We start from the raw sequence: 25,567 nt of genomic DNA on the forward strand, positions 1-25,567 counted from the left end.
TCCCCATGCCCAGCCCCTCCGTCCTGCTTCTCGCCGACCTCATCCGCCGCCCCTCTGTGACCCCCGCCGAGGAAGGCGTGCTCGACGTACTCGAAGCCTTCCTGACCCCGTTGGGCTTTGTCTGCACGCGGCTGAGGTTCGAGGGCGACGGGTCCTATCCGGTCGACAATCTTTTTGCCACGCTCAAGGCCGATGCACCCGGCCCGCATCTCTTGTTCGCCGGGCATACCGATGTGGTTTCACCGGGCGATGTCGCGGCGTGGACGCATGATCCGTTTTCGGGGGAGATCATCGACGGGGTGATGTGGGGGCGCGGGGCGACCGACATGAAAAGCGGGGTCGCCGCCTTTTGCGGGGCGATGGCACAACTCGTTGGGGACGGCGGACTCGAAAGAGGCACGGTTTCCCTCGCCATCACCAATGACGAGGAGGCCGATGCGGTCAACGGCACCAAAAAGCTGCTCGAATGGGCGACGAGCCAGGGCCACAGTTTCGATTTCGCCATCGTGGGTGAGCCATCCTCGTTCGAGAGGTTCGGGGATTCGATCAAGATCGGGCGGCGCGGCTCGCTCTCGGGCCGGATCACCGTTTCGGGCAAGCAGGGGCACGTCGCCTATCCCCGGCGCGCCAACAACCCCATGCCGGTGCTGGCACGGCTGGTCGAGGCGCTTTACGTGCCCCTCGACACCGGCACCGAACATTTCCAGCCCTCCAATCTCGAAGTCACCACCATCGACACCGGCAACCCGACTGCCAATGTCATTCCCGCCCGGGGGGAATTGCGGTTCAACATCCGGTTCAACGACACGTGGACGGGCGAAACGTTAAAGGCCGAGATCGAGCGCCGCATCGCAGCGTTCGATGCCCAGGGATGCACCATCGGTTTCGAGGTCATGGGACCGATCTCGCGCTGTTTCATATCCCCGCCCGAAGGCCATGTCGCCCATCTCTGCGAAGTGATGGAAGAGATCAACGGCATCGCACCGGCGCTCTCCACTATCGGGGGCACATCGGATGCGCGGTTCATCGCCGATTATTGCCCGGTGGTCGAATGCGGGCTGATCGGGGCGACCATGCACCAGGTCGATGAAAGGGTGCCGGTTGCCGATGTGGACCGACTCGCCGGGCTTTACGCAACCTTCGTTGCGCGGTTCCTCGCCAAAGGGCGCTCTTAAGCACTGCAAGCGTGTTGCAGGTCGGTGCCACACCCTCTACATGATGGCGGATGGATGGCGTTGCCATTTTTCCTTTAACCTGACTTCGAGGCCATAATCCCCGTGTCCGCCACTCCGCCGTCATTGCAGCAGGAAACCTTTCATGCGGCGCAGGGTGCGTGGCGGCTTCTGATCGGGCGGCGCGACGCGCCGGGCTACTTCGATACCAGCCTGCGCGGGCTCGTTTCGAGCTTTATCGCATTGTTTGCCTCGATCGCCATCACGCTGGGGGCGGCGGCACTCAGCCAGACGGGCACGGGGGTTTCCAGCTTTGCGCTGGTCGTGACCAATGCGGTCCTTTATGCCGCGCTGGTCGCGGCAAGCTGGGTGGTGTTGCAGGCGGTCGGCAAGCGCGAGAAATTCGTGCCGTTCCTTGCCGTCGACAACTGGCTCAACGCCTTCATCTCGATCGTCCTCGCCCTGGTCGGGCTGATGGGATTGAGCGGGGAAATGGTGATGTTCGCAGCCATCGTCGCGGGCCTTGCCGCACGCATCAACAACGCCCGGCTGGTGGCCGAACTCTCCGTCGGGCAGATCGTGATGCTGATGGTCGCGCAGGTGATTGGCGTCTTCATCGGGCTGGCCGTCCTTGGGTTGTTCATCCCGGTGCCAGTCTAATAATCCACCCCGACGAGATAGAGCCCGGATGCCGGGGCCATGGCGCCGCAGCGGGCACGGTCGCGCGCATCGAGCGCTTCCCGGAGCCCCTCCATCGGCCATTTGCCTTCCCCCACGAGCTTGAGCGAGCCGGTGAGCGAACGCACCTGATGATGAAGGAATGAAAGCGCGGAAACCCGCAGGACGACCATCTCGCCCTCTCGTGACACATCGAGCCGGTCGAGCGTTCTTATCGGTGATTTCGCCTGGCATTCGGCGGCGCGGAAGGTGGTGAAATCGTGCTGGCCGAGCACGGTCTGCGCGGCTGCGTGCATCGCATTTGCATCGAGGGGAACCGGCACGTGCCACACTCTTTTCTCGTCGAGCGCGGGCCGGGCGCGGCGGTTGAGGATGCGGTATTCATAGTGCCGGAACCTGGCCGAAAACCGCGCCTCGAAATCAGCGCCCACCTTCTCGCATGAAAGGATCGCGACGGGGTGGGGCCGCAAATGATAATTGAGCGCTTCGGAGACCCGGAACGGGTCCCAGTCCTTTTCAAGATCGAAATGGGCCACCTGCCCCAGCGCATGCACCCCGGCATCGGTCCGCCCCGCCGCCTGGGTGCGGATGGTCTCCCCGGAAAACGCCTTTATCGCGGTTTCCAGCACCTCCTGCACCGAAAGCTGCCCGTCCTGCCACTGCCAGCCGACGAAAGGGGTTCCGTCATATTCGATTTTGAGATTGTAGCGGGGCATCCCTAGCCCGCCCTTCGACCCGCCAGATCGCCCGCGCCCCGCAGGAAGGTCGCTGCATCCATCGCGCCCTTGCCCTCGCGCTGGACGTGGGTGAGGCGCACCGCACCCTCTCCGCAGGCGATGGTCAGTCCGTCCAGAATCGTGCCCGACTCCCCTTCCCCTTGCGCACGGATCGAGCGCAGCGCCTTGATGCGGGTGGGCCTGCCGCCCAACTCGACCTCGAACCATGCGCCGGGAAAGGGCGAGAGCCCGCGGATATGGTTGTGCACCGCTTCGGCGGATTTTGAAAAATCGATCCGGCTTTCCGCCTTTTCGATTTTCTCAGCGTAGGTGACGCCCTCCTCGGGCTGGGGGGTGAAATGGAGCGCGTCGCGCTCGAGCGCGGCCAGCGCCCGGCCCATGAGATCGGCTCCGCGCCGCATCATCTCGTCATGAAGTTCGCCCGCCGTCATGTCGGGCCCGATGGGGATTTCCTCGACCAACCCGACCGCGCCGGTATCGAGCCCTTCGTCCATCTGCATGATCGAGACCGCCGTCCGGGTATCCCCGGCCATGATAGCGCGCTGGATCGGGGCCGCGCCGCGCCAGCGCGGCAGAAGCGACCCATGCAGGTTGAGACACCCCTTATCCGGCGCTTCAAGAACCTCGGGCGGCAGGATCAGCCCATAGGCGACCACCACCGCGACCTCAGCCCCGAGCGCGGAGAATGTCGTGCGATCGGCGGGATCGCGAAAATTACGCGGGGTGAAGACGGGAATGCCGAATTCTTCGGCAGCCTCGTGCACGGGGGATCTGCGCTCGGCCTGGCCGCGTCCTGCGGGCTTTGGCGCGCGGGTATAGCAGGCTACGACCTCGTGCCCGCGCATCACGATTTCGGTGAGCGTGGGAACGGCGAAATCGGGCGTGCCCATGAAGACGACCTTCATCGCCGATCCTCCGGGAAATGCCCTAGCCGGCCAGCCGGGCGCGCTTCTGGAACTTCTTGTTCACCCGGTCGCGCTTCAAGCGCGACAGGTAGTCGATATAGAGCACGCCATCGAGATGGTCGATCTCGTGCTGCATGCAGACCGCCAGCCGCCCCGTGGCGTGGCGGGTGACTTCCTCGCCCTCGGCGGTAAGGAACCTGACGGTCACCTCGGCGGGGCGCTCGACCTCGTAATAGAATTCGGGGATCGACAGGCACCCTTCCTCGGTGATTTCGGTCTCCTCGCTCATGGCGACGATCTCGGGATTGACCATGACGATCTTGCCCGAATCGGGATTTTCCGGATCGGCGAGATCGATGACGATCAGGCGCTTCATCACTCCGATCTGGGGCGCGGCCAGCCCGATGCCGGGGGCGTCGTACATGGTCTCGAACATGTCCTCGACCGTCTTTTTGAGCGCGTCGTCGAAGACGGTGACCGGCTCGGTCACTTGCCGCAAACGCGGGTCGGGCAGGATCAGGATGGGACGGACGCTCATTTGGGCCTCTGTTCGGCGGGTTCGGGGCTCGTGGTAATGCACCTTGGCGGGCGCGGTCAAGCAAAGCCGGATATGGGGGCCTGCGAATCAGATAACAAGAACATTATGGAAACGGTTCTTTTCGATCTGGGCGGCCGACCGGTGACGGCCATCGAACTGCTCGCCGGCGGGCTGGCGGTGACGGTCCTGCTGTTGCTAATCATGTTCACCCTCCAGATGCGCGCCTCACGCCAGCGCGCCGTGGAAGCAGACGAGGAGGCGCGGCGCGCCTCGGAGATGGAGCGCCATCTGGCCGACATGATGCGCGTCCAGTCCGAGATGACGGGACGGATGCAGACCATGAGCGAGATTTTCGGCAACCGCACCTCCGATCTCGCCAAACTTTTGACCGACCGCATCGATGCCTCGAGCCATCGCGTCAACCAGTCGATGACCGAAAGCCGCGAGAAGACCGAGGAAACGCTGACGAAGCTCGCCGAAAGACTGGCGGTGATCGACCGGGCGCAGACCAACATCACCCAGCTTTCGAGCGAAATCGTCTCGCTGCAATCGATCCTCGCCAACAAGCAGCAGCGCGGTGCATTCGGGCAGGGGCGGATGGAAGCGATCATTGCCGATGGGCTGCCCTCGGGCAGCTATAGTTTCCAGGCGAGCCTTTCCAACAGCTCACGCCCCGACGCCCTCATCCACATGCCCAACGCCGCCCCGCCGCTGGTGGTGGACGCCAAGTTCCCCCTCGAAGCCTGGCAGCGGCTCAACGAAGCGGACGGGCCCGAGGCCCTGCGCGCCGCGATGGCCAGCTTTCGCAAGGATTGCGGGGTGCACATCAGGGCGATCTCGGAAAAGTACCTGCTGGTGGGCGAAACCCAGGACACCGCCTTCATGTTCGTACCCTCGGAATCGATCTTTGCCGACCTTCACGAACGCTTCGAGGACGTGGTGCAGAACGCGGCGCGGGCGCGGGTGGTCATCGTCTCACCCTCGCTCCTGATGCTCTCGATCCAGGTTATCCAGGCACTTTTGCGCGACGTCAGGATGCGCGAGCAGGCGCATGTGATCCAAAAGGAGGTCGTGGCGCTTCTGGGCGACGTCAATCGCCTCAACGAGCGGGTCAACAAACTGCAGAACCACTTCCGGCAGGCCAATGACGACATCGGCGATATCCTCATTTCCACCGGCAAGCTCACCAGGCGCGGCGAGCGGATCGAAGCGATGGATTTCGAGGAAAGGCCAAAGCTCGAAGGCGAGTGAGGTCGATAATTCCCCCCGTCTTCACCTGGTTTATCCGGGTGATCCAGTAGCCACCGGGCTGGATTGCCCGGCTAAACCGGGCAACGACGGAGAGGGTGCAGTTCGGTGCTGACCGGCACTCCCCTTTCTACAGCCGCCCGATCAGCGCCTGCGCGGCGGCGGGGTTTTTGTGCTTGGCGCCGGCGATGATATAGGCAAAGACATCGCGCGGCTTTTTTTCCGGTTTGGCGCCATAGGTGGGCAAATCGTCGGGCACGCCGCCAGCGGCAAAGGTCTTGAGCCGCCCGGCCCAGGCGTCGAGTTCGGTTTCCGAATAGCCTTTTTCATTGTCCTCGCTCGTGCCCATCAGCCGCAGATAGACGAAATCGGCGGTGGGGTCGGCGATGACCGGGAATTTGCTGTCGCACCCCGCGATCAGCGCAACGCCGTACTCACGAGCCAGATCGACGGCCTTTGCGTCGCAAAAGCTTTCGTGGCGCGCCTCGACCGCGTGGCGGATGCGCAGGCCGTCCATTTCATGGGGCAGGAGCTTGAGGAAAGCGGCGAAGTCTTCCGCGTCGAATGTCTTGGTGGCCGCCAGTTGCCAGTTGATCGGCCCGAGCTTTTTGGCAAGCCCCGTCACCCCGCTCGAAAGGAAACGTTCGAGCGAATCGCCCGCCTCGGCCAGCACGCGCCGGTTGGTGACGTAGCGCGTGCCCTTCAGGGCAAAGACGAAATTCTCCGGCACCTCGTCGTGCCATTTCTGGAAGCTTTCGGGCTTCTGGCTGCCATAGAAGGTGCCATTGATCTCGACTGAGGTCAGGTGCTCGCCCAGATAGGCCAACTCGCGCTTCTGCACGAGCCCATCGGGATAGAACGTCCCACGCCAAGGCTCGAACGTCCAGCCGCCCACCCCGATAAAGATCGATCCCGCCATCGTATTCCTCCCGCTCGCTCATTCAGCCTGGCCCGATTTTATCTCCGCCGCAAGGCTTGCATCCACGCAAACCCTGCGGGCACAAAGGACATGCGGGCGATTCGCCCGCGCCGTTTTTCTCCCAGCGACGTGAGCGCCAAGGTGACATCGCTTCTTGCCCCCGCCTTTGTCCATCATGACCCGTTAAACGTCCTCGCCTCGGTTTTCGGGCACAAGGCGTTTCGCGGCCAGCAGGAGGACGTGGTCAGACACGTGACGGGGGGCGGGGACGCGGTGGTCCTGTTCCCGACCGGCGCGGGCAAGTCCTTGTGCTACCAGATCCCGGCGCTCTGCCGGGCCGGGGTGGGCGTCGTCATCTCCCCCCTCATCGCACTGATGCGCGATCAGGTGGAGGCGCTGAAACAGGCGGGCGTAAAGGCGGCTTCGCTCAATTCGTCGATGGGCGGAGACGAGCAGCGCGCGGTGCGCGATGCTCTCTTTGCCGGCAAGATTGACCTGCTCTATGTCGCCCCCGAGCGTTTTTCCGCACCCGGCTTCCATGATCTGCTCTCGCGCATCGACATTGCGCTTTTTGCCATCGACGAGGCCCATTGCGTGAGCCAGTGGGGGCATGATTTCCGGCCCGAATACCGCGAACTGGTCCAGCTCAAGGAGCTTTACCCCGACGTTCCGCGCATCGCGCTTACCGCAACTGCCGATCCCACGACCCGCGCCGACATCATCGAGCGGCTCGGGCTCGAGCGGGCCGAGATTTTCACCGCAAGCTTCGACAGGCCCAACATCGCCTATACGATCGTCGAGCGCGCCAACGCCAGACGGCAGCTTCTGGCCTTTCTTGTCCGGCACAAGGGCAATTCGGGGATCGTTTATTGCCTGTCGCGCGCCAAGGTCGAGGCTACCGCCCAATGGCTGAGCGGCGAGGGCATCGCGGCGCTCCCCTATCATGCCGGGCTCGACGCGGCGGTGCGCAGCCGCCATCAGGACGCGTTTCTGCGCGAAGAGGGGCTGTGTCTCGTCGCAACCGTCGCCTTCGGCATGGGGATCGACAAGCCGGACGTGCGGTATGTGGCCCATCTCGATCTCCCCGCCTCGATCGAGGCTTATTATCAGGAAACCGGGCGCGCGGGGCGCGACGGCCAGCCCGCCGATGCCTGGATGAGCTACGGGATGGCCGATGTCGTCCAGCGCCGCCGCATGATCGCCGAGGGCAACGCGCCCGATGCGATAAAGCGGGTGGAAAACGCCAAGCTCAACGCATTACTGGGGGTGTGCGAAACCGCTTCATGCCGCCGACAGGCGATCCTTGCCCATTTCGGGGAAAGCCATCCGGGCAGTTGCGGCAATTGTGACACATGCCTCACCCCCGTCGAGACTTGGGAGGGGACCGAAGCGGCAATCAAGGCGCTGGCGGCGATCTACCGCACCGGCCAGCGTTTCGGCGCGGCCCATATCGTCGATGTGCTCGTGGGCAAGGCGACCGACAAGGTGGCCCGCTTCGGCCACGACAACCAGCCGGTTTTCGGGGCGGGGCGCGATATCGATGCAAAGGTATGGCAATCGGTCATCCGGCAATTGACAGCCATGGGGCTGATCATCGTTGACCACGACGCCCATGGCGCGCTGACGCTCGATGAAAGCGCGCGGGCCGTGTTCCGGAAAGAACGCCCGATCACCTTCCGGCGCGATCCGGGGCGCAAATCGGCCGAGGTGAGGCGCGCGCTGAGCGTCAGCGCCGATCTGGGTCCCGAGGCGCGCGAGATTTTCGAGGCGTTGCGCGCCAAAAGGGCGGAACTGGCCAAGGCGCAAGGAGTGCCGCCCTACGTGGTCTTCCACGATTCCACCCTCAAGGCGATGGCACTCGCCCGGCCGCGCTCGCTCGACGCGATGGCCCTGCTGCCCGGCATCGGCGCCGCCAAACTGGAGCGCTATGGCGAGGCGTTTCTGAAAATGCTGGCACAAACATAGGTGCATTTGGCTGGTGCCGCAGCACCCCTCACCCCCAACCCCTCTCCCACAAGGGGAGAGGGGGGCGTGTAAGCCGAGACATACGCAGGGTTGCCCTTCTCCCCCTGAGGGAGAAGGTGGGCTTTCGCGCAAGCGAAAGGTCGGATGAGGGGTGCAGCGATATCTGCAGCAGCCATCCGGAACCAGTGTTCTTAAAGCGACATCGCCGTGATGATGGCAGGAGCCATGATGACGATGAACAGGACCGGCAGGAAGAACAGGATCAGCGGCACGGTCATCTTGGGGGGCAGGGCCGCCGCCTTTTTTTCCGCTTCCATCATGCGCTGGTCGCGGCCCTCGACCGCCATGACGCGCAGCGCCTGACCGACCGAAGTACCGTAGCGGTCGGCCTGGATGAGCGCGGTCATCACCGAGCGCACGCCGTCGAGCCCCGTGCGGCGGCCAAGGTTCTCGAAGGCGCGGGTGCGGTCTTCGAGAAATGACAATTCGGCGGTCGTCAGCGTCAGTTCCTCGGCAAGCTCGGGACTTTGCAGCCCGATTTCCTTGGCGACGCGTTTGATGGCGTGCTCGATGGACATGCCCGCCTCGACGCAGAGCAGCATCAGGTCGAGCGCATCTGGCCAGGCCTTCTTGATCGAAGCCTGCCGCTTGTCGATACGGTTGCGCAGCAGCAGCACCGGCAGATAGGCTCCCACAAGCCCCACACCCATCGCATAGATCATGTTGAGGAAGGGCGGACGGTCGCCGGGAATGATGAGCAGAAGATAAACGGCTGCAAGAACGAACAGCACGATCGGGCTCACGAAACGCATGAACAGGTGACGCGTGAGCGCCGCCTGCCCGCGCTGGCCGGACTGGGCGAGCCGGTCGACCGTGTGCTCGTCCATGAAGGCCTTCTGGAGCGAAAAGCGATCGACCACATCCTTCATGTAGGTCTTGCTTTCCGCCCCGCGGATATTGCGTCCCTGCGCCTTGGCCGCTTCCTGATTGCGCAGGCGCGCCATTTCCCTCGCGCGCATCTGTTCGCGTTCGGTCGCGACACGCTTCATGCGGTCCTTGCGCTCGATCCGCTCGGCAAGGTGGGCACCGAACGTAAAGACGATCGCGGCAGCCGATATCGCCGCGAAAACCGCGGTCAGGAATTCAGGTCTGACGATCTGGTCGGCAAGGGACACGGGCGCAAAAACTCCTAATAGTCGAACTGGATCATGCGGTTCATGACGAAGGTGCCCGCCGCCAGCATGAGCGCGGCGACACCCAGGCAGATGAGCCCACCGTTGGTGGTGAACAGCGGCATCAGATAGTTGGGGCTGATGACCGACACCGCGCCGGCAACGAACAGGGGCAGCGAGCCGATGATCAGCGCCGAGGCCTTAGCTTCCGAACTCATGGCCTTGACCTTGGCCTTCATCTTCTTGCGGTCACGCAGCACCCCTGCAAGGTTGCCCAGCGCCTCGGAGAGATTACCGCCCGATTGCTGCTGGACGGTGATGACGACGATGAAGAAATTGACCTCCGGGAGCGGCACCCGCTCGAACAGGATCTCGACCGCCTCCTGGATGGTGCGGCCGATCGATTGCTGTTCGAGAACACGGGTGAACTCGGAGCGAACCGGTTCCTTGACCTCGCGGGCGACCAGCCGGATGGAATCGTTGAGCGGCAGGCCCGACTTGACGCCCCGCACGATGGCCTCGACCGCATTGGGCAGTTCGTCTAGATATTTGTTCTGATAGGACTTTCGGCGGTTGGCCAGATACATGTTGGGTAGCACATAGGCCCCGGCGACCGCAAAGACAGCCGCAAAGAGTATCGGCACCTGCAGGACGAACAACACGATAAACAGCACCGCTCCGAAGATGATGCAATTGCGCACCCATGCGCGCACGTCGGTCTTGCTGCCGGACTGGAAGAGCCGCGAGCGCAGGTTGGTCTTGGCCTTACGGGCGTTAAGCTGGTCGGTCTGGGCCTTGAGCGCATCCTGTACGGTGCGGCGGCGGGTCTCGCGCGTCTTTTGCGCACTGACCGCCTGCCGGTGCACGGTGACGTCGCCCTTCAGCGCCTTCCTGCGCTTTTCGGCGCGCCCGCCCCCCGCAAGCGCGGGCACGAACGCAAAGCCCAGCGCGCCGATGCAGATGACGACCAGAATGCCGAGAACGAGCGGAGACATCAGCGCATCATATCCATATGTTCGACATTGGCCCGTTCGAGCGCGTCGACGAGCGCGGCTTCCTCGTTGAAATAGCGTGCCTTCTCGGTGAAGTTTGGCTTGGTGATGCCGGTAGAGCGGTGACGGCCCAGAAGGTTGCCGGCGGCGTCTTCGCCAAGGATGTCGTAAAGAAAGACGTCCTGGGTGACGATCACGTCGCCTTCCATGCCCAGCACTTCGGAAATGTGGGTGATGCGGCGCGAACCGTCGCGCAGGCGTGCGGCCTGTACGATGACGTCGATGGACGAGACGATCATCTCACGGATGGTGCGGCTGGGTAGCGCAAAGCCACCCATGGTGATCATCGATTCAAGGCGCGAAAGCGCCTCGCGTGGGGAGTTGGCGTGGAGCGTGCCCATCGAGCCGTCATGGCCCGTGTTCATGGCCTGAAGCAGGTCAAAGGCTTCCGAGCCGCGCACCTCGCCCACGATGATGCGCTCGGGCCGCATACGCAGGCAGTTCCTGACCAATTCGCGCATGGTGATCTCGCCCTCGCCCTCCAGGTTTGGCGGGCGGGTTTCCAGCCGCACCACATGAGGCTGCTGGAGCTGGAGTTCGGCGGAGTCCTCGCAGGTGATGACGCGCTCGTCCTTTTCGATAAAGGCTGTGAGACAGTTCAAAAGTGTCGTCTTGCCCGACCCCGTGCCGCCCGAGATCAGCACGTTGGCGCGGATACGGCCCAGAACGCGCAACACCTCAGCACCCTCGGGAGAGATAGAGCCGAACTTCATCAACTGGTTGAGGGTCAGCTTGTCTTTCTTGAACTTACGGATGGTGAGTGCGGGGCCATCGATCGAGAGCGGAGGTGCGATGACGTTGACGCGCGAGCCGTCGGGCAGGCGCGCGTCGCATATGGGCGAGGATTCATCGACCCGGCGGCCGACCTGGGACACGATGCGCTGGCAGACGTTCATCAGGTGCGCATCGTCGCGGAAGCGCACATTGGTGAGCTTCACCTTGCCACCCACTTCGATGTAGCAACGGTGGGCGCCGTTGACCATGATGTCTGCGATGTCGTCGCGGGCAAGGAGCGGTTCGAGCGGGCCGTAGCCGAGGACGTCGTTGCAGATATCCTCGAGCAGGTCTTCCTGCTCGGCGATCGACATGACGAAATTCTTGAGCGCGATGATCTCGGCGACGATATCGCGGATTTCCTCGCGCGCCGAGATTTGATCCATCGCCGCAAGCTGGGACAGATCGATCGAATCGATCAGCGCGTTGAAGATCGAGGACTTGGTCTGGAAATAGTTCTTGTCGCGTGCCGCCGATTCGGTGGCGTGGATATCCATCACCTCCTCGCGCGGCGGCTTGGCCTGCTGTTGCGCAGGCGCAGGCCGCGCCTCGGGCGCCGGAGCCTCGGCCTGCGGGGTGGGCCTGGGCTCCTCCACCGGGCGCGAAGGGGGAGGCGCGCTTTGCGTATTGCCGCCAAAACTGGTGCGCTTGCCAAACATCTGGTCCGGTTCCTTCCCCTTTAGGCCCGCTTGAGCTTGCGCAGCAATCCGGGGATCTTGAGGCCCGCCGCCCGCGACTGGGCTTCGGCGGCGCTGCGGCCGGTCACCTCAAGCCCGATGGTGCGCAACAGATCGTTGATCTTGTGGGTTGCGGAGACCTCGGCAATCATCTGCCCGTTATTGGCCGCCGTACCGAACAACGCCGCCTCGAAGGCGATCTGCCCGATCAGCCGGCATTCGATGGTCGCGGCAAATTCCTCGGCGGGGATTTCGGGGCGGCGGGGGATGCCCGCCTTGTTGATGACCAGCAACGGCTCGCTTTCGCCGGGCCGCAGGCCCTTGACGACATCGGCGAGGCTCTTGGCGTTGCGCAGGTTCGCAAGGTCGGGCTCGGCAATGATCACCACCTCATCGACCGCCGCCAGCGTATAGCGCACCCAGTCGGTCCAGATGTGGGGGATATCGAGGATGACGCAGGGCACCTGCTTCTGGCTCAACTCGATGATCTGCTCAAAACTGCGCTCGTCAAGATCGTATGTACGTTCGAGCGTTGCCGGAGCGGTCAGGAGATTGACGTGGGCGGCGGCCTTGCTCATCAGCCGGTCGAGCATCACCGCGTCCATCTTCTCGTTGGCAAACACCGCATCGCCCATGCCCTGGGGGGGGTCCTGGTTGAAATTGAGCCCGACCGTGCCGAACGGCAGGTCGAGATCGAGCACCAGCACGTCCTGACGGATGGCACGGGCGACCGACCAGGCAACATTATGGGAAATGGTCGAGGAGCCCGAACCGCCTTTGGCGCCGACAAAAGCGATGGTGCGCCCGATGGGGGCGGCCCCTTCGCCAGCGAACAGCTCGGAGATCGCGTTGACCAGCGCAGGCGTTGTGGTCGGCGTCACGATATAGTCCGACACCCCTGCCCGCATCAGTTCGCGATAGAGCACCACATCGTTGACATGGCCGATGACGATGACGCGGGTCGAGGCGTCGCACACTTCGGCGAGCCGCGCGAGCGCACCGAGCATGGTTTCGGCGGGAAGCGTCGTTTCGACGATGACGAGGTTGGGCGTGGGGTTGGTGCGGTAGGTCTCCACCGCCCCCTCAAGCCCGCCATTATGGGTCGTCAGCGCCACCTTGGCCATACGCCGGTCGAGGGCTGCGTCCTCGATCATCTGGGCGGTCTGGGACTGCTCGCAAAACGCCTGGATGGTGACGCGCGGCACCAGCCGCGCGCCGCTCGGGGCTTCGGCGGGCGGCACATCCCTGGCGGTTTCGGGCCTGTCGTTATCGAGAAAGCTCATCTTATCGTTCCCCCGGCTCAATCCAGCACGAACCCGACCGAGCCACGGAACTGGCCGCCGCCATGCCCCCCGCTCACGCCATAAAGGCTTTCCATGCGGCCAAGAAACATCGCCTCGGCATCGGACGACGGTACATAGGTATCGGTGGGCAATTGCGGCTGGGCGTGGGTCGGCTGCGCGATCATTGGCGTTACGAGGATCACCAGTTCGGTCTGAGAAGTGCTGTATTCATATGAGCGGAACAGCGCCCCCAGGATCGGGATATTGCCAAGACCGGGCAACTGGTTGATCTGGCGGCGGGTGCGCTCTTCGAGAAGTCCCGCGATGGCCAGCGTCTGGTAGGCGGGCAACTCGACCGAGGTGGCGGCGCTCCGGGTGTTGAGCGCGCCGGTTATCGTATCGGAGACTTCGGAAACCTCCGTATCGATGTCGAGCGCGATCAAACCGTTCGAGCGCACGGTGGGTGTGAAATCGAGCTTGATGCCGTATTCCTTATAGTCATAGCTCGTCTCGCCGTCCTTGGTGACCCGGATCGGCAATTCGCCGCCCACATGAAAGTTGGCCGCTTGCCCCGACATGGCGGTGAGGACAGGTTCGGCCAGAAGGCGCAGCGCGTCGCGGTTCTGTAGCGCCCGCAGCGAGGCGTTGACGGAGAAATTGCCCTGAGTGAAATCGCCACGGTAGGCGCCCACCGTATCCCCCACGGGAGGATTGGAATTGAGGCCCAGATTGAGCGCGCCGACCGACAGCGAACCGGAGAGATTGATCCCCAGCGCGCGCGCCGCGTCGCGCTTGATCTCGGCAACGACGACTTTCAGCGCCACCTGCTGGCCGCCAGCCACGTTGATGACCGAGGTGACGTTCTGATCCCCGCCCACATATTGGGCGGCGATCGCCACGGCCTTTTCCATGTCGTCGCCCGACTGGACGTCGCCCGAAAGGATGACGGAGTTGGAAAAGGATTGCACCTGGACCCGCGCGCCCGGCAGCAGGCGGTTGATGGTGGCCGCAAGGCCCGAGGAATCCTGGGCGACCGAAATCTCGATCACCGCGATGCCCGACCCGCTGGGGTCCAGAAAGAAGATGTTCGTTTCCCCCGCCGCCATGCCCTGAATGACAGCGCGCGAACGGGTGCGCATAATCGCGTTGGCGACCTCAGGCTGGGAGACGATGACCTCGCCCGCTTCGAGCGGCAGGTCGATGATGATCGACTTGTTGACCCCGATCTCGATGTGCTGGGTGCGGCCGATCTCGTTGTGGCCGATCAAAAGATGGGCCGAGGAACTGGCAAGCACCGGCTGGACGCCAAGCGTAAGCCCGAGAGCCAGAAGCGCCGCGCCGAGATGGCGGGCACGGGGCAGGAAAACACCCTTGAGCATGCGGATATCAAACATCATCGGTCCCTATCTCAGCTCGATCGTCTCTTGGGTCGCGGGGGGCACGGCGGGTTCTGGTTCCGCGGTCATGGCGCTGATGCTGCGGCCGGACTGGGCCGCGGGGTCCGAGCCCTGATAACTGCCCGACATGACCGCCTCGGTCTGGCCGTAACGGATGAGGCGCACCGCCTGGGTGCGGCCCTGTTCGGCGGAGGGGCTTTGCGCGAAATCGACCACCGAGCGCAGGACCAGCGCCAGCCGCCCCCCCGAACTCGCGTTGAGAATGGTTTCGGATTGGGTGGGGGACAATTCGAGCGTTGCGATCTGGCTGCCCTCAAAGACCTGCGAGGTCGGCTCCTGCGGGTTGGCCGTGCCGGCGGTCTCTCCCACCTCGCCCAGCCGCTTGCCGATGGCGAGCACGCGCACATTGGCCAGAATGGTTTCCGAAAAGGCCGAGCCGGAGCGCGTCAGGACCACATCGACCCGGTCGTTGGGCACGATATAGCCGCCCGAGGCGGATTCGGGGGTTACGGGGATCGAAACGGCGCGCATGCCCTCGGTGATGACGGCGGAAAGATAACCCTGTTCGGAGCGGACGAGCTTGGCTTCGCGGATCGGCTCGCCGGGGAAGAACTCGAACCGCGCCACCGCCCCGGCGATCTGGGTCGGCGCGTCGGGCACCTGCCCGGCGGTGATGTATTCGGCGCGCAGCGCGCCTTCGGGCCAGTCCTGCCAGGCAACGTCATTGGCGGTGAGGCGCTGCCCGAGCCCGATGGCGCGGGTGGCCACCAGCACGCGGTCCCTCGTCTCGGGCCGCGTCTCGGCGACCTCGACGGCCTGGGGCGCGGGGGTATTGCCGCCACGGGTAGCAAGAAACGCCGCGAGCCCCCCGGCCACGAGGGCAACAACGATAAGCAGAATACGCGCCGGTTTCATCGCCTTAACTCCTGGTACCGCCGCTCGCGGCAGGCGGGATTTGAGGCGAAACTATGCGCAAGAAGCGTCAAAACTTGGTTAATTACGGCTTTTTTCTAAAGGTTAACCAATGGTTTAGAGAGTCCCGTTTGGTGCCGGAACGACTCTCTTCTCGCTGTCCCGGCGAAAGCCGGGACCCAGAGCCGTCCATCCACAACGAGGAATGAACAAGCATGGACTCCGGCTTTCGCCGGAGAAGCGATCGGCGGGAGGGTTAGTCCTGTCTATCCCCACAGACGCCGAACCACCAGCCGCGCTAAAGACTCTGCAACTGCTCGAACAGCACCTCGGACTGAGACGGGACGTCTGCAAAATGCTTGAAGATCGGCGTCTGAGGATAGACCATCAGCGCGGCGGCAGCCAGCGCGATGCCGTAGGGGATTCCGGTCTTTTCATTGTGCAACTTGACGATCCAACCGACACGCAAAAAAGATGCGGGCAACATGAAACGACGACTCACCAAGATAATCAGCGTCAACACACCACCGACTATCGCTGCGTAAAGCAGAAAAGGTAAAAGCAGGTCAAACCCGAACCAAAGCGCAATTCCAGCGGCTAATTTTGCATCCCCCCCACCGATCCAGCCTAATGCGAAGAAGGTAAAGGTGACGGCCAACACGACCGCACCGGCGGCCAGATGCCAGCCAATACCGGGAAACCCCATTCCCATGAGAAGGGCTGTACCGAAGAACGCTAAGGTGACCAGCCCTACGAGTATGTTGGGAATGCGCATGGTCAAGAGATCATAGAATGCCGAAATGAGCATCAATATGGGAAAGATGAAGACAACAAGCGTATTCAAGATATCCATTACCTACCCAGGGCGCCCGAAACCGCGTCGCGAACGGTTTCATACATACCGGTTAAATTTTCATTTATAAGAATAAGCGCTGCAATAATCACGATTGAGGTTACCGAGGCGATCAAGGCGTATTCAATTGCTGTTGCACCGTTCTCATCGGAGAAGAATTTCAAGAACATTTGATCGCTCCAGTATCCATGCGCGGCAAAATTCGCCCTGTGGATTTGATCAGCGTAGCGATTACTTTTTAAAAAAATCTCACTAAAAAAGGGGGTTTTTCAACCCCCTCTTACGTATGCCATCATTAGAATACTAAATTATTCGGGGCAATTAGTAGAATTGGGATCGCCCAAACAATCGCCGATTGTTTCAAATGTAGTTTGCAGGTTATCACCGAGCGTAAAGACAACCCCAATAATCACGACGGAAATCAGCGCCGCAATCAGCCCATACTCGATCGCCGTTGCGCCGGATTCGTCGGCGGCAAACTTCTTGAAGAGACTCATAACTCACTCCTTGTTCGTGCGTCCTCACACGTGACTGCATCGTTCGACGCGTCACACATCGAACTCGCACCAACGCTAGTCTTTAGCGGTTGAAATTGAGTTAATCCGATGCAGCAAACCGCCAGCATTCGCGGCAACACTATTCATGATTATTGAATGGTTATTGCAATCGTTACAAATTGAAATATTCCTGAAGGGCGCAAGGCCGCCGCCCTCGCACGGCGCGCCCCACCTTCCCCGTCGTCACCCGGTTTATCCGGATGATCCAGAGCAGGGCTTTCCATGAGTTCAAACGCTCGTGGAGATCGGTATGGGTCACCCGGATAAACCGGGTGACGACGGGGGATGGGCATCGAGCGCGCCACAGGCCGCCAACACTCATTTGCCAAATATAAACCATTGCCCGCCATGATCGGGTAACCATAGCGGGTTTGCCCCTTACCGACGGGAAAGTGCCATGCCGAGTTTTATGCGCAGCGCGTTGATTGCTGCGGGCCTTACAGTCTCAGCCCTCACCGGCATCGCGCCCGCCACGGCCAGCGACGAGACGACGCTGGTTTCGGTCAATGCCAACATGGCGCGCGTGCTGCGCCTTTCGGCGCCCGCCGCAACGGTGATCATAGGCAACCCCGCCGTTGCCGACGTCACCATCCAGGACCCACAGACGCTCGTTCTCACCGGCAAGAGTTTCGGGCGCACCAACATGATCATCCTCGATGGCCGGGGCGATCCCATCGCAGACACCGTGGTCGAGGTGACCCAGCTCTCGAGCGACACGGTGACCATGTTCATGGGCGCCCAGCGCACCTCGCTTTCCTGCGCGCCGACCTGCCAGCCTACCATAATGCTGGGCGATGACCCGTCCTATACCTCGACCGTCATCGGCTCGAGCTCCATGGTCAACGAGGCAGCGCGCTAAGTTTTCGTTTACCCTGATCCCCGATCGAGGGAACTTTAACGGCTCTCCTAAGATTGCATTAGGGGCCCGGTGCCTACATTTGCCGCCCAAATCGGCATTGGCACCGGCTGGACCCATGAGATCGGCAAACCGCAGCTTTATTTCATTGACACGCCTTGTGGCGCGCCGTTTCAGGCGCGGCGAGGGCGGCGCGACCGCCATCGAGTTCGCCATCCTCGCTCCGGTCTTTTTTGCCATCATCGGGGCGGCGATGGAAACGGCGCTGGTGTTCTTTGCCGGCCAGATGCTCGACAGCGCCGTCCACGACACCGCAAGGCTGATCCGCACCGGTCAGGCCCAGCAACAGGGCATGTCATCGGCACAATACAAGCAAGCGCTGTGCGGGCGGCTCCACGGGATGTTCGATTGCGACGGCCTGCGCGTATCGGTGCGCCAGATCGATACCTTTTCGGATTTTTCCACCGGCAGCGCACCGATCGACCCCGATAGCGGCGACTGGACGATAAACGAACCTTTCGTACCCGGCACGGGGACGGATACCGTCGTCGTCGAAGCCTATTACAAGTGGCCCACCATCATCACCATTCCGGGCCTGATGGCCGGGGTGACCGCTGATGGCAAGCGCCTCCTGAGCGCCACCCGCGTCTTCCGCAACGAGCCGTTCAGCTAACCCGGGCTTTTCCTGCCCCGCCTGCCGAGTCAAGTCAGTCCACGCCCCTCTGGATAACCCTGGGGACAACGAGGGCGACAGGGACGCAATAAAGCGCGCATCGGGGCGAATGGTTAATGAAACGTAAACAGCCAATGGAGTCTTTTACTGACGTGAACTATACTTAGGGGCGGACGATCCACGGCCCCTGTCTTTTGACTTCGGCCCCGGATCGGGAGGGGCAAAATGTCAGAAAAAGCGGCGATCAGGACGCTCGATTACTGTTCTGCACCATGGCTTGCCGGGGAAATTGCCGCAAAAGACTTTGGCGGCACGTCGGTTGCCACCACTTCTCCTTATTACGCCCGCCAGACCGTAAGGGACGTTTCCGGCCTGCCGCTGGTTTTCGACGGGGCCATGCCGGTGTCGAGCTCGCCGCCACGCCACGCGCTCCTCGTAGGCAAGCGCGCCATGGACATCATCTTGTCCCTGTTGGCGCTGCTGGCCCTGGCGCCGCTGATGCTCGCCGTTGCCGCGATCATCAAGGCGGCGAGCCCTGGGCCGGTGCTCTTTAGCCAGATGCGCGAGGGGGTCGGTGGCCGGCCATTCCGCATCTACAAGTTCCGTTCGATGTATTGGGGCCGGTGCGATCCGACCGGCCTTGCCCAAACGGTGAACGGAGACCGGCGGGTCAATGCTTTCGGGCGCTTCATCCGGCGCGCCAATATCGATGAGCTTCCCCAGCTCTTCAATATCCTCAAGGGTGAGATGTCGCTCGTCGGCCCGCGCCCGCACCCCATCGGCATATCGGGCGGAGGCATCCCTTACGAAAGGCTGGTCGGCTATTATCAGCGGCGCCACGTCGTCAAGCCGGGGTTGTCGGGCTGGGCACAGGCCAATGGCTATCGCGGGCCTACCGATGACCCGCGCCTTGCGCGCGCCCGGATCGATCACGATCTCGCCTATATCGCCAATTTTTCCCTCTGGCTCGACATCAGGATCATCGCAAGGACCGTGGTCCGCGAGATTGCCGGCGGCTCGGGCAGCTAGGATGCGTTCGGGCAGGAGATACATCCTCGTTACACAGACGGTAGCCAGACGCGCTCGTTCTGCTATGTCGGGGTCTGGCCGCTGCACGCGAGCAAAGGCGCGGCGGAGCGGCGATGGACATCTATCAAGGAGAGGCCGGTATGGCTGATATCCCTGCCATATCCTTTGGAACCTCGGGGCTGCGTGGCCCGGCGGAAGGATTTTCCCCGCGCCGCGTCGATGCCTATGTCGGGGCATTCCTTGCGCGGGTTGGCACAGGCGGGGGAAAAACCGTGCTGATCGGGGCGGATCTGCGCGCTTCGAGCCCGCGCATCGCCGCGCTGTGCGTTGCCGCCGCCGGGCGGGCGGGGTTTAATCCCGTTTACGCAGGGACCGTACCGACCCCGGCGCTTGCCGCCTATGCCATGGCCCGCAACTGGCCGGGCGTGATGGTGACGGGCAGCCATATCCCGGAAAGCCATAACGGGCTCAAATTCTATCGCCGCGACGGGGAATTGCTCAAGGAAGACGAAGAGCCCGTGCAGCGCGAGGCCGCCCGGCGCCTGTTGGAGAACGGCGAACTTGAACCCACGCGCCTGCCCGATGCCGAGCCGGCGGTGGCCGCCCAATACGTGGCCCGCTACCGCAACGCCTTTCCACCCGATGCGCTGACCGGGCTCAGGATCGGGGTGGACCTTCATTCGGCGGTTGGGCGCGACCTGCTGGTCGAAATCCTCACCGCGCTCGGTGCGCAGTGCTTTGTCTTTCGCCGCATGGAGAGGTTCATTGCCGTCGACACCGAAGCCCTTGCGCCCGATGATATCGTCCGCGCCAAAGAGCAGATCTCCCGCCATGGGCTCGATGCGGTTGTCTCCACCGATGGCGACGGGGACCGGCCACTGGTGATCGATGAGACCGGCAGGCAGATCAATGGCGATATCCTCGGCGCGCTCACCGCGCGGCTCCTTGCGGTGGATAGCGTTGTTACCCCGCTGACCTCGACCACCGCGATCGAGCAATCGGGGTGGTTCAACCACATGGAGCGCACCCGCATCGGCTCGCCCTATGTCGTTTCCGCCATGCGGGAGATGCGCCAGGACCGCACCATCGCCGGGTTCGAGGCCAATGGCGGCTTCCTGCTCCAGTCCCCCGTCCAGATGGGAAAGCAGGTTCTTGCCGCCCTGCCAACGCGCGATGCCGTCCTTCCCATTCTCGCCGTTCTTTTTTCGGCCAGAAGGGAAGGCATGCCACTATCTTCGCTTGCCGCCCTGCTCCCCCCGCGCTTCATGCGCGCCGACCGGCTCAAAGACGTTGCACCCGACACCGGCAAGGCGTTCCTCTCCGCCGTCCTCGCCTCCTCCGGGACGCGCGCATCCATCCATCCAGCGCTTGCCGAGCCCGCTGGCATCGACACGCGCGATGGCCTACGGATGACGCTTTCCGGCGGCGAGGTGATCCACTTCCGCCAGTCGGGCAACGCGCCGGAAATGCGGTGCTATATCGAAACCGGCGATGTGGATACGACCGAAAGCCTGCTCTCCTCGGTACTCGCAGGCATGCGGCGAGTCATCGCGCAAGAGGAACGATCATGACGACACCGGACCGGGACGATCGCGTGGTGCCCGTCATCCTTGCCGGGGGCAAGGGCACGCGGCTCTGGCCCATGTCGCGCGCCGCGCGCCCCAAGCAATTCCTGCCGCTGACCGGCGATCTGAGCCTGTTCCAGCTCACCCTCAGGCGGCTCGATGACCCGGCGCGCTATGGTGCGCCCATCGTCATCACCAATGAGGATTACCGTTTTCTCGTCGCCGAGCAGGCGCTCGAGGCGGGAGTGGAACTCAAGGCCATCCTGCTTGAACCCGTGGCGCGCAACACCGCGCCCGCCATTGCCGCTGCAGCGGTACTGGCCGGGCGGGACGGCGATAAACTTTTGCATATCCTGCCCTCGGACCACGACATCGTGCCCGATGCCGCCTACCACGCCGCGCTCGATGTCGCGATTGCCGCCGCGCGCGAGGGGCATCTGGTGACCTTCGGCATCACGCCCACCGAACCGGCCACCGGGTTCGGCTATATCGAGGCGGGCGAGGCGCTGGGGACGGGCGCCAACAGGGTACAGCGCTTCGTTGAAAAGCCCGACGCCCCCCGCGCCGCCCAGATGCTGGCCTCGGGCAATTTTTACTGGAACTCGGGCATGTTCCTGTTTGGTGCGGAACGCTTCCTCGCCGAATGCGCGCAACATGCGCCCGACGTCCTCGCCGCCGCCAGCGCCGCCGTCGAAAAGGCCCGCGAGGACCTCGACTTTCTAAGGCTCGACCGGGAGAGCTTTGCCACCGCGCCCGATATTTCGGTCGATTACGCGATCTTTGAAAAGACCGCCGACGCCGCCGTCGTCCCCGCGCCTATCACCTGGTCGGATCTCGGCTCGTGGGATGCGGTATGGAAGGCCAGCGCGCGCGATGTGGCGGGCAATATCACGCGTGGGCCCGCGAGCCTCACCAACTCACGGGACACGCTGGTCATTTCCGAAAAGCTCCATGTGGCGGTCGACGGGGTCGAGGACATCGCGGTCATCGCTTCGGAGGACGCCGTATTTGTGGGGCGGCTCTCGATGGCGCAGAACGTTGGGGCGGTGGTCAAGGCACTGGGCGCGCGGGCCGAGACGGCGGCGCTCATCGAAACCCACCAGACCAGCTACCGGCCATGGGGCGGCTATTCATCGGTGCTCAATGGCGAGCGGTTTCAGGTGAAAAAGCTGTTCGTCAAACCCGGCAAGCGCCTTTCGCTGCAAAAGCACCACCACCGCTCCGAGCATTGGGTGGTGGTAAAGGGCACCGCGGAGGTCCAGATCGGGGACAAGGTGATGACGCTGGGCGAAAACGAAAGCGTCTATATCCCGCAAGGGGAGATCCATCGGCTGCACAATCCGGGCAAGATCGTGCTCGAATTGATCGAGGTGCAGTCAGGCTCCTATCTGGGCGAGGACGACATCATAAGGATCGAGGACGAATTCGGGCGCAGTTGAGCGGGCACAAGGCCTGCCCGGGGAGGGGCAGCGCAAACGAGGGGGCAGAACATGGCAAGGACCGCGCTGGTGTGCGGGGCGGGCGGCTTTATCGGCAGCCATCTGGTCAGGCGGCTCAAGGCCGAGGGGCTCTGGGTGCGCGGCGCGGACCTTCGCTATCCCCCATTCAGCGACACCGCCGCCGACGATTTCCTCATCGGCGATCTACGCGACAAGGATGTGTGCGACCGGGTGATCGACCGTCCCTTCGACGAGGTCTATCAGCTTGCCGCCGATATGGGTGGGGCGGGCTATATCTTCACCGGCGAGCACGACGCCGACATCATGAGCAATTCGGCGACCATCAACCTCAACATCGCCGCGCTGTGCCACAGGCGCAAGGTGGGGCGGGTGTTCTATTCGTCCTCGGCCTGTATCTATCCCGCCCATAACCAGCAGGACCCCCACACGCCCGATTGCGCGGAAGCGTCGGCCTATCCGGCGGCGCCCGACAGCGAATATGGCTGGGAGAAGCTTTTTTCCGAGCGCCTGTTCCTCGCCTATAACCGCAACCACAACCTCGGCGCCCGCATTGCGCGTTACCACAATGTATTCGGGCCCGAAACCGCCTGGGAGGGTGGCCGGGAAAAGGCTCCCGCCGCGATCTGCCGCAAGGTGGCAATGGCCCCTGATCATGGAGAGATCGAAATCTGGGGCGATGGGCTCCAGACCCGCTCGTTCCTTTATATCGAGGATTGCCTCGAAGGGACGATCCGGCTGACGCGGTCCGGTTTCGAGGGCCCGGTCAATATCGGGTCCGATGAAATGGTCACCATCAACCAGCTCGTCGACATGGCGTGCAAGATCGCCGGCAAGACCTTGCATAAAAAGCACATCGCGGGGCCGACGGGGGTGCGCGGGCGCAATTCGGACAACCGGCTGATCGCCGAAAAGCTCGGCTGGCGGCCAGAGGGATCGCTCTATGCGGGCCTTGAAAAGACCTATCAATGGGTCGAAGCCCAGATACGCCGCGGCATGGCCGCCTGATGCCGGGGCCGCCACACAGTCATCGGATGCTTGGCATGCGGCTCGATTACGCCGAACCGCAAACCTACCTTGCGCACATCATGGACCGGGCGGCGAGCGGCCAGCCGGGCTATTGCTGCATCACCGATGTCCACCAATGCGTGCGGGTCCATGACAACCCCCGGTTCGCCGCAAAGGTGAACGGGGCAACACTGGTCATCCCCGACAGCGTCATCCTGCAGCGCGCTCGGGCCCTTTTCCACGGCGTCCCCTATATCGAGACGATGCACGGGGCCGACATCATGCTGGAGTTGTGCCGCCGCGCCGAGGCGCAAGGGGTGCTCATCGCGCTTATCGGGGGCCGGGACGACGCCGCGCTTGCCCAGTTGCAGCACCGGTTAATGGCCCGGTTCCCCGCGCTCGAAATCGCCTACGCGGTCTCCCCACCCTTTCGCCCACAAAGCGCACGGGAAGATACGGAAATGACCGGGGCGATCGCGGCTTCCGGCGCAAGGCTGGTGTTCGTGGGGCTGGGATGTCCCAAGCAGGAAAACTGGATGGCCGACCATACGGGCCGGATCGATGCCATGATGGTCGGGGTTGGCGCGGCGTTCGATTTCAACGCCGGGATCGTGCGGCTTTCGCCCCGCTGGGTGCACAGGGCCGGGCTCGAATGGCTCCATAGACTCGCAAGCGAGCCCCGGCGGCTCTGGAAGCGCTATCTTTGCACCGCGCCGCGTTTCCTCTGGCTCCTCGCACGCGATGCGGTGAAACGCCGGGGCAAGCCGGCATGAGCACGTGGCTGGAAACGGGGTCGGCGCTGGCAGCAAGGCTCTACCGGGGCTCGCGCCAGCCGCGCTGGGTCATGGCCAGCCAGATGGTCACCTCGGGCGCCAATTTCGCAACGACGCTCATTGTCGTCACCTGTCTCGGGCTCGAAGCGTTCGGCCAGTTCAGCCTCTGTTTCATCCTGATGATGATCGCGCGCAACTTTCTTGTCGGGCTGGTACTGGCGCCGATGTCCGCCATCGCGCCAAGGCTCGGGCGCCGCGCGCTGGCCGGTTATCGCGGCTTTCTCGCTGCCAACACCTTGGTCTTTTCGCTGGGTTCGAGCCTGTTGCTCTATGCGCTTGCCACCCCGTTGGGCGTAATGCTCGACGCGTCTTGGCTGCCGCAATTGGCGCTGGCCATGGCGTTGGCCAATTTTACCGCGAACGGCGCCGATTTTTTCCACCGTCATCATCTCGTGCAGGATGCCTCGGTCCGCGCCTTCATGGTCGATGCAGTCCGCTTTGCCGTGCAGCTTGGGGTGCTGCTGGCGCTGGCCCTTTCCGGGGGCGAAGGGTTTTCGGCCTATTCCGCTCTTTACACTCTGGCCGTGGGCGGGCTGGCCGGTTGCCTTGCCGGATTGCCGCGCTACGGCGCCACCGGCTGGTCCAGCCGCCTTGCGCGCACGGTCTGGCCACGGCACTGGAATTTCATCAAATGGATGACGCCCGGCGTTCTGGCCGAAACGGCGCAATCCCATCTGCCGATGATCGCCGCCACCGGTTTTTTCGGGGAAAGCGCGCTGGGGCTGTTGCGGGCGGTCCAGTCCCTCGCCAATGTCCTCAACCTGCCGCTCAACGCGCTCAATCAGGTGCTGCCCGTCATGGCCTCGGCTACCTATGCCCGCAACGGCGTAAGGGAACTGAGAAAGCTCGTCACGTCATCGATGCGCGTTTCCACCGCGCTTTACCTCCTCATCACCTGCCTTTGCATCGCCGCCTTTCCTTACCTCACCTCGATGTTCCGCTTCGATCGCGGCCCTGACGCCCTCATCGTATTCGTCATGTTTTCCCTGGCCAACTACGCCCGCCTCGTGCGCGTCAATCATTCGGTCTTCTTTCTGGCAACCGAGCGGCCGGGCCTTGCCTTTCTGGAAAATCTGGTTGGCACGATAACCTCCATGGCAATCGTTGCCCTCGCCATCGCCTTCGATCAGTTCCTTTTGATCCCTGCGGCGATCCTCCTCGCGAACGCCTTCGCCGCCGCCTGTCTTCCGGCGTTGATGGGGCGCGGAACCGTTGAATGCCATAACCGGGCATCCGCATGAAAACGGCGCGCAGGCTATATTGGAGCGCGGCCCGCTTTATCCCGGCTCCATGGCCGGGGGATGCGC

General features: G+C 63.1%; 25 protein-coding genes. 12 read left to right on the forward strand and 13 right to left on the reverse strand.

Features of this window, described 5'->3' with window-relative positions:
- The first annotated feature begins 5 nt into the window (after positions 1-5).
- On the forward strand, positions 6-1,175 hold the full coding sequence (gene dapE, locus DQG18_RS05860; RefSeq protein WP_116653283.1) for a succinyl-diaminopimelate desuccinylase: 1,170 nt from the start codon (positions 6-8) through the stop codon (positions 1,173-1,175).
- Positions 1,176-1,277: 102 nt separating this feature from the next.
- Positions 1,278-1,832 carry a hypothetical protein gene (locus DQG18_RS05865; protein WP_157970022.1) on the forward strand — a complete coding sequence of 185 codons (555 nt, stop codon included), beginning with the start codon at positions 1,278-1,280 and terminating at the stop codon, positions 1,830-1,832.
- Here the strand turns inward: DQG18_RS05865 and truA are convergent.
- Genes truA through def form a run of 3 tightly spaced genes read right to left on the reverse strand, consistent with a single transcriptional unit; the run spans position 1,829 to position 4,030 of the window.
- Positions 1,829-2,566 carry a tRNA pseudouridine(38-40) synthase TruA gene (truA, locus tag DQG18_RS05870; RefSeq protein WP_116653285.1) on the reverse strand — a complete coding sequence of 246 codons (738 nt, stop codon included), beginning with the start codon at positions 2,564-2,566 and terminating at the stop codon, positions 1,829-1,831. The genes DQG18_RS05865 and truA overlap by 4 nt on opposite strands.
- A 2-nt stretch (positions 2,567-2,568) precedes the next feature.
- A complete protein-coding gene (fmt, locus tag DQG18_RS05875; protein ID WP_116653286.1) occupies positions 2,569-3,492 on the reverse strand; it encodes a methionyl-tRNA formyltransferase in 924 nt (307 codons plus the stop codon).
- A 22-nt stretch (positions 3,493-3,514) separates the two neighbouring features.
- On the reverse strand, positions 3,515-4,030 hold the full coding sequence (gene def, locus DQG18_RS05880) for a peptide deformylase (protein WP_116653287.1): 516 nt from the start codon (positions 4,028-4,030) through the stop codon (positions 3,515-3,517).
- A gap of 105 nt (positions 4,031-4,135) precedes the next feature.
- Here def and DQG18_RS05885 point away from each other — a divergent pair, with 105 nt between their 5' ends.
- Positions 4,136-5,281 carry a DNA recombination protein RmuC gene (locus DQG18_RS05885; RefSeq protein WP_116653395.1) on the forward strand — a complete coding sequence of 382 codons (1,146 nt, stop codon included), beginning with the start codon at positions 4,136-4,138 and terminating at the stop codon, positions 5,279-5,281.
- Positions 5,282-5,408: 127 nt separating this feature from the next.
- Here the strand turns inward: DQG18_RS05885 and DQG18_RS05890 are convergent, their stop codons facing one another.
- Positions 5,409-6,197 carry a DUF72 domain-containing protein gene (locus DQG18_RS05890; RefSeq protein ID WP_116653288.1) on the reverse strand — a complete coding sequence of 263 codons (789 nt, stop codon included), beginning with the start codon at positions 6,195-6,197 and terminating at the stop codon, positions 5,409-5,411.
- A 90-nt stretch (positions 6,198-6,287) separates the two neighbouring features.
- On the opposite strand from DQG18_RS05890, the gene recQ reads away from it, so the two are divergent.
- The gene (recQ, locus tag DQG18_RS05895) at positions 6,288-8,162 is read left to right on the forward strand and encodes a DNA helicase RecQ (RefSeq protein ID WP_116653289.1); all 1,875 of its coding nucleotides are present in this window, start codon (positions 6,288-6,290) and stop codon (positions 8,160-8,162) included.
- A gap of 191 nt (positions 8,163-8,353) precedes the next feature.
- On the opposite strand, the gene DQG18_RS05900 is transcribed toward recQ, so the two are convergent.
- From DQG18_RS05900 to DQG18_RS05940, 9 genes are all read right to left on the reverse strand, one after another.
- Positions 8,354-9,337 carry a type II secretion system F family protein gene (locus tag DQG18_RS05900; protein WP_116653290.1) on the reverse strand — a complete coding sequence of 328 codons (984 nt, stop codon included), beginning with the start codon at positions 9,335-9,337 and terminating at the stop codon, positions 8,354-8,356.
- A 14-nt stretch (positions 9,338-9,351) separates the two neighbouring features.
- Complete coding sequence (locus DQG18_RS05905; protein WP_116653291.1) at positions 9,352-10,329, reverse strand: type II secretion system F family protein; 978 nt, start codon at positions 10,327-10,329, stop codon at positions 9,352-9,354.
- Positions 10,329-11,819, reverse strand: coding sequence for a TadA family conjugal transfer-associated ATPase (locus DQG18_RS05910; protein ID WP_116653292.1), 1,491 nt, complete (start codon positions 11,817-11,819; stop codon positions 10,329-10,331). Before DQG18_RS05910 ends, DQG18_RS05905 begins: the two co-directional genes overlap by 1 nt.
- A 20-nt stretch (positions 11,820-11,839) precedes the next feature.
- On the reverse strand, positions 11,840-13,120 hold the full coding sequence (locus tag DQG18_RS05915; RefSeq protein WP_116653293.1) for a CpaE/TadZ family protein: 1,281 nt from the start codon (positions 13,118-13,120) through the stop codon (positions 11,840-11,842).
- 17 nt (positions 13,121-13,137) lie between these two features.
- Positions 13,138-14,517: a type II and III secretion system protein family protein gene (locus DQG18_RS05920; RefSeq protein WP_116653294.1), complete on the reverse strand. Its 1,380-nt coding sequence runs from the start codon at positions 14,515-14,517 to the stop codon at positions 13,138-13,140.
- A 6-nt stretch (positions 14,518-14,523) separates the two neighbouring features.
- Positions 14,524-15,432, reverse strand: a complete 909-nt coding sequence (cpaB, locus tag DQG18_RS05925; protein WP_116653295.1) for a Flp pilus assembly protein CpaB — start codon at positions 15,430-15,432, stop codon at positions 14,524-14,526.
- Positions 15,433-15,727: 295 nt separating this feature from the next.
- Entirely contained in the window at positions 15,728-16,282 is a 555-nt protein-coding gene (locus tag DQG18_RS05930; protein WP_116653296.1) for an A24 family peptidase, read from the reverse strand.
- Positions 16,282-16,452: a Flp family type IVb pilin gene (locus tag DQG18_RS05935; protein WP_116653297.1), complete on the reverse strand. Its 171-nt coding sequence runs from the start codon at positions 16,450-16,452 to the stop codon at positions 16,282-16,284. Before DQG18_RS05935 ends, DQG18_RS05930 begins: the two co-directional genes overlap by 1 nt.
- Positions 16,453-16,590: 138 nt before the next feature.
- Complete coding sequence (locus DQG18_RS05940; protein ID WP_116653298.1) at positions 16,591-16,779, reverse strand: Flp family type IVb pilin; 189 nt, start codon at positions 16,777-16,779, stop codon at positions 16,591-16,593.
- 457 nt (positions 16,780-17,236) lie between these two features.
- Between DQG18_RS05940 and DQG18_RS05945 the strand changes: the two genes are divergently transcribed.
- The 8 genes from DQG18_RS05945 (at position 17,237) to DQG18_RS05980 (ending at position 25,501) form a co-directional block, all read left to right on the forward strand.
- The gene (locus tag DQG18_RS05945; RefSeq protein WP_116653299.1) at positions 17,237-17,698 is read left to right on the forward strand and encodes a pilus assembly protein N-terminal domain-containing protein; all 462 of its coding nucleotides are present in this window, start codon (positions 17,237-17,239) and stop codon (positions 17,696-17,698) included.
- 115 nt (positions 17,699-17,813) lie between these two features.
- A complete protein-coding gene (locus DQG18_RS05950) occupies positions 17,814-18,368 on the forward strand; it encodes a TadE/TadG family type IV pilus assembly protein (RefSeq protein WP_116653300.1) in 555 nt (184 codons plus the stop codon).
- A 225-nt stretch (positions 18,369-18,593) separates the two neighbouring features.
- Complete coding sequence (locus DQG18_RS05955) at positions 18,594-19,397, forward strand: sugar transferase (protein ID WP_245958377.1); 804 nt, start codon at positions 18,594-18,596, stop codon at positions 19,395-19,397.
- Positions 19,398-19,537: 140 nt separating this feature from the next.
- Positions 19,538-20,968, forward strand: a complete 1,431-nt coding sequence (locus DQG18_RS05960; RefSeq protein ID WP_116653301.1) for a phosphohexomutase domain-containing protein — start codon at positions 19,538-19,540, stop codon at positions 20,966-20,968.
- Positions 20,965-22,401, forward strand: a complete 1,437-nt coding sequence (locus tag DQG18_RS05965) for a mannose-1-phosphate guanylyltransferase/mannose-6-phosphate isomerase (RefSeq protein ID WP_116653302.1) — start codon at positions 20,965-20,967, stop codon at positions 22,399-22,401. The genes DQG18_RS05960 and DQG18_RS05965 overlap by 4 nt, the downstream gene beginning before the upstream one ends.
- A 51-nt stretch (positions 22,402-22,452) precedes the next feature.
- Positions 22,453-23,427: an NAD-dependent epimerase/dehydratase family protein gene (locus DQG18_RS05970; RefSeq protein ID WP_116653303.1), complete on the forward strand. Its 975-nt coding sequence runs from the start codon at positions 22,453-22,455 to the stop codon at positions 23,425-23,427.
- Between the two features lie 35 nt (positions 23,428-23,462).
- On the forward strand, positions 23,463-24,200 hold the full coding sequence (locus tag DQG18_RS05975; protein WP_198669670.1) for a WecB/TagA/CpsF family glycosyltransferase: 738 nt from the start codon (positions 23,463-23,465) through the stop codon (positions 24,198-24,200).
- A complete protein-coding gene (locus tag DQG18_RS05980; RefSeq protein WP_116653305.1) occupies positions 24,197-25,501 on the forward strand; it encodes a lipopolysaccharide biosynthesis protein in 1,305 nt (434 codons plus the stop codon). Before DQG18_RS05975 ends, DQG18_RS05980 begins: the two co-directional genes overlap by 4 nt.
- Positions 25,502-25,567 lie beyond the last annotated feature (66 nt).

The sequence above is a fragment of the Pelagibacterium sediminicola genome (genome assembly GCF_003390885.1).
In the GTDB taxonomy this organism is placed as follows: Bacteria; Pseudomonadota; Alphaproteobacteria; order Rhizobiales; family Devosiaceae; genus Pelagibacterium; species Pelagibacterium sediminicola.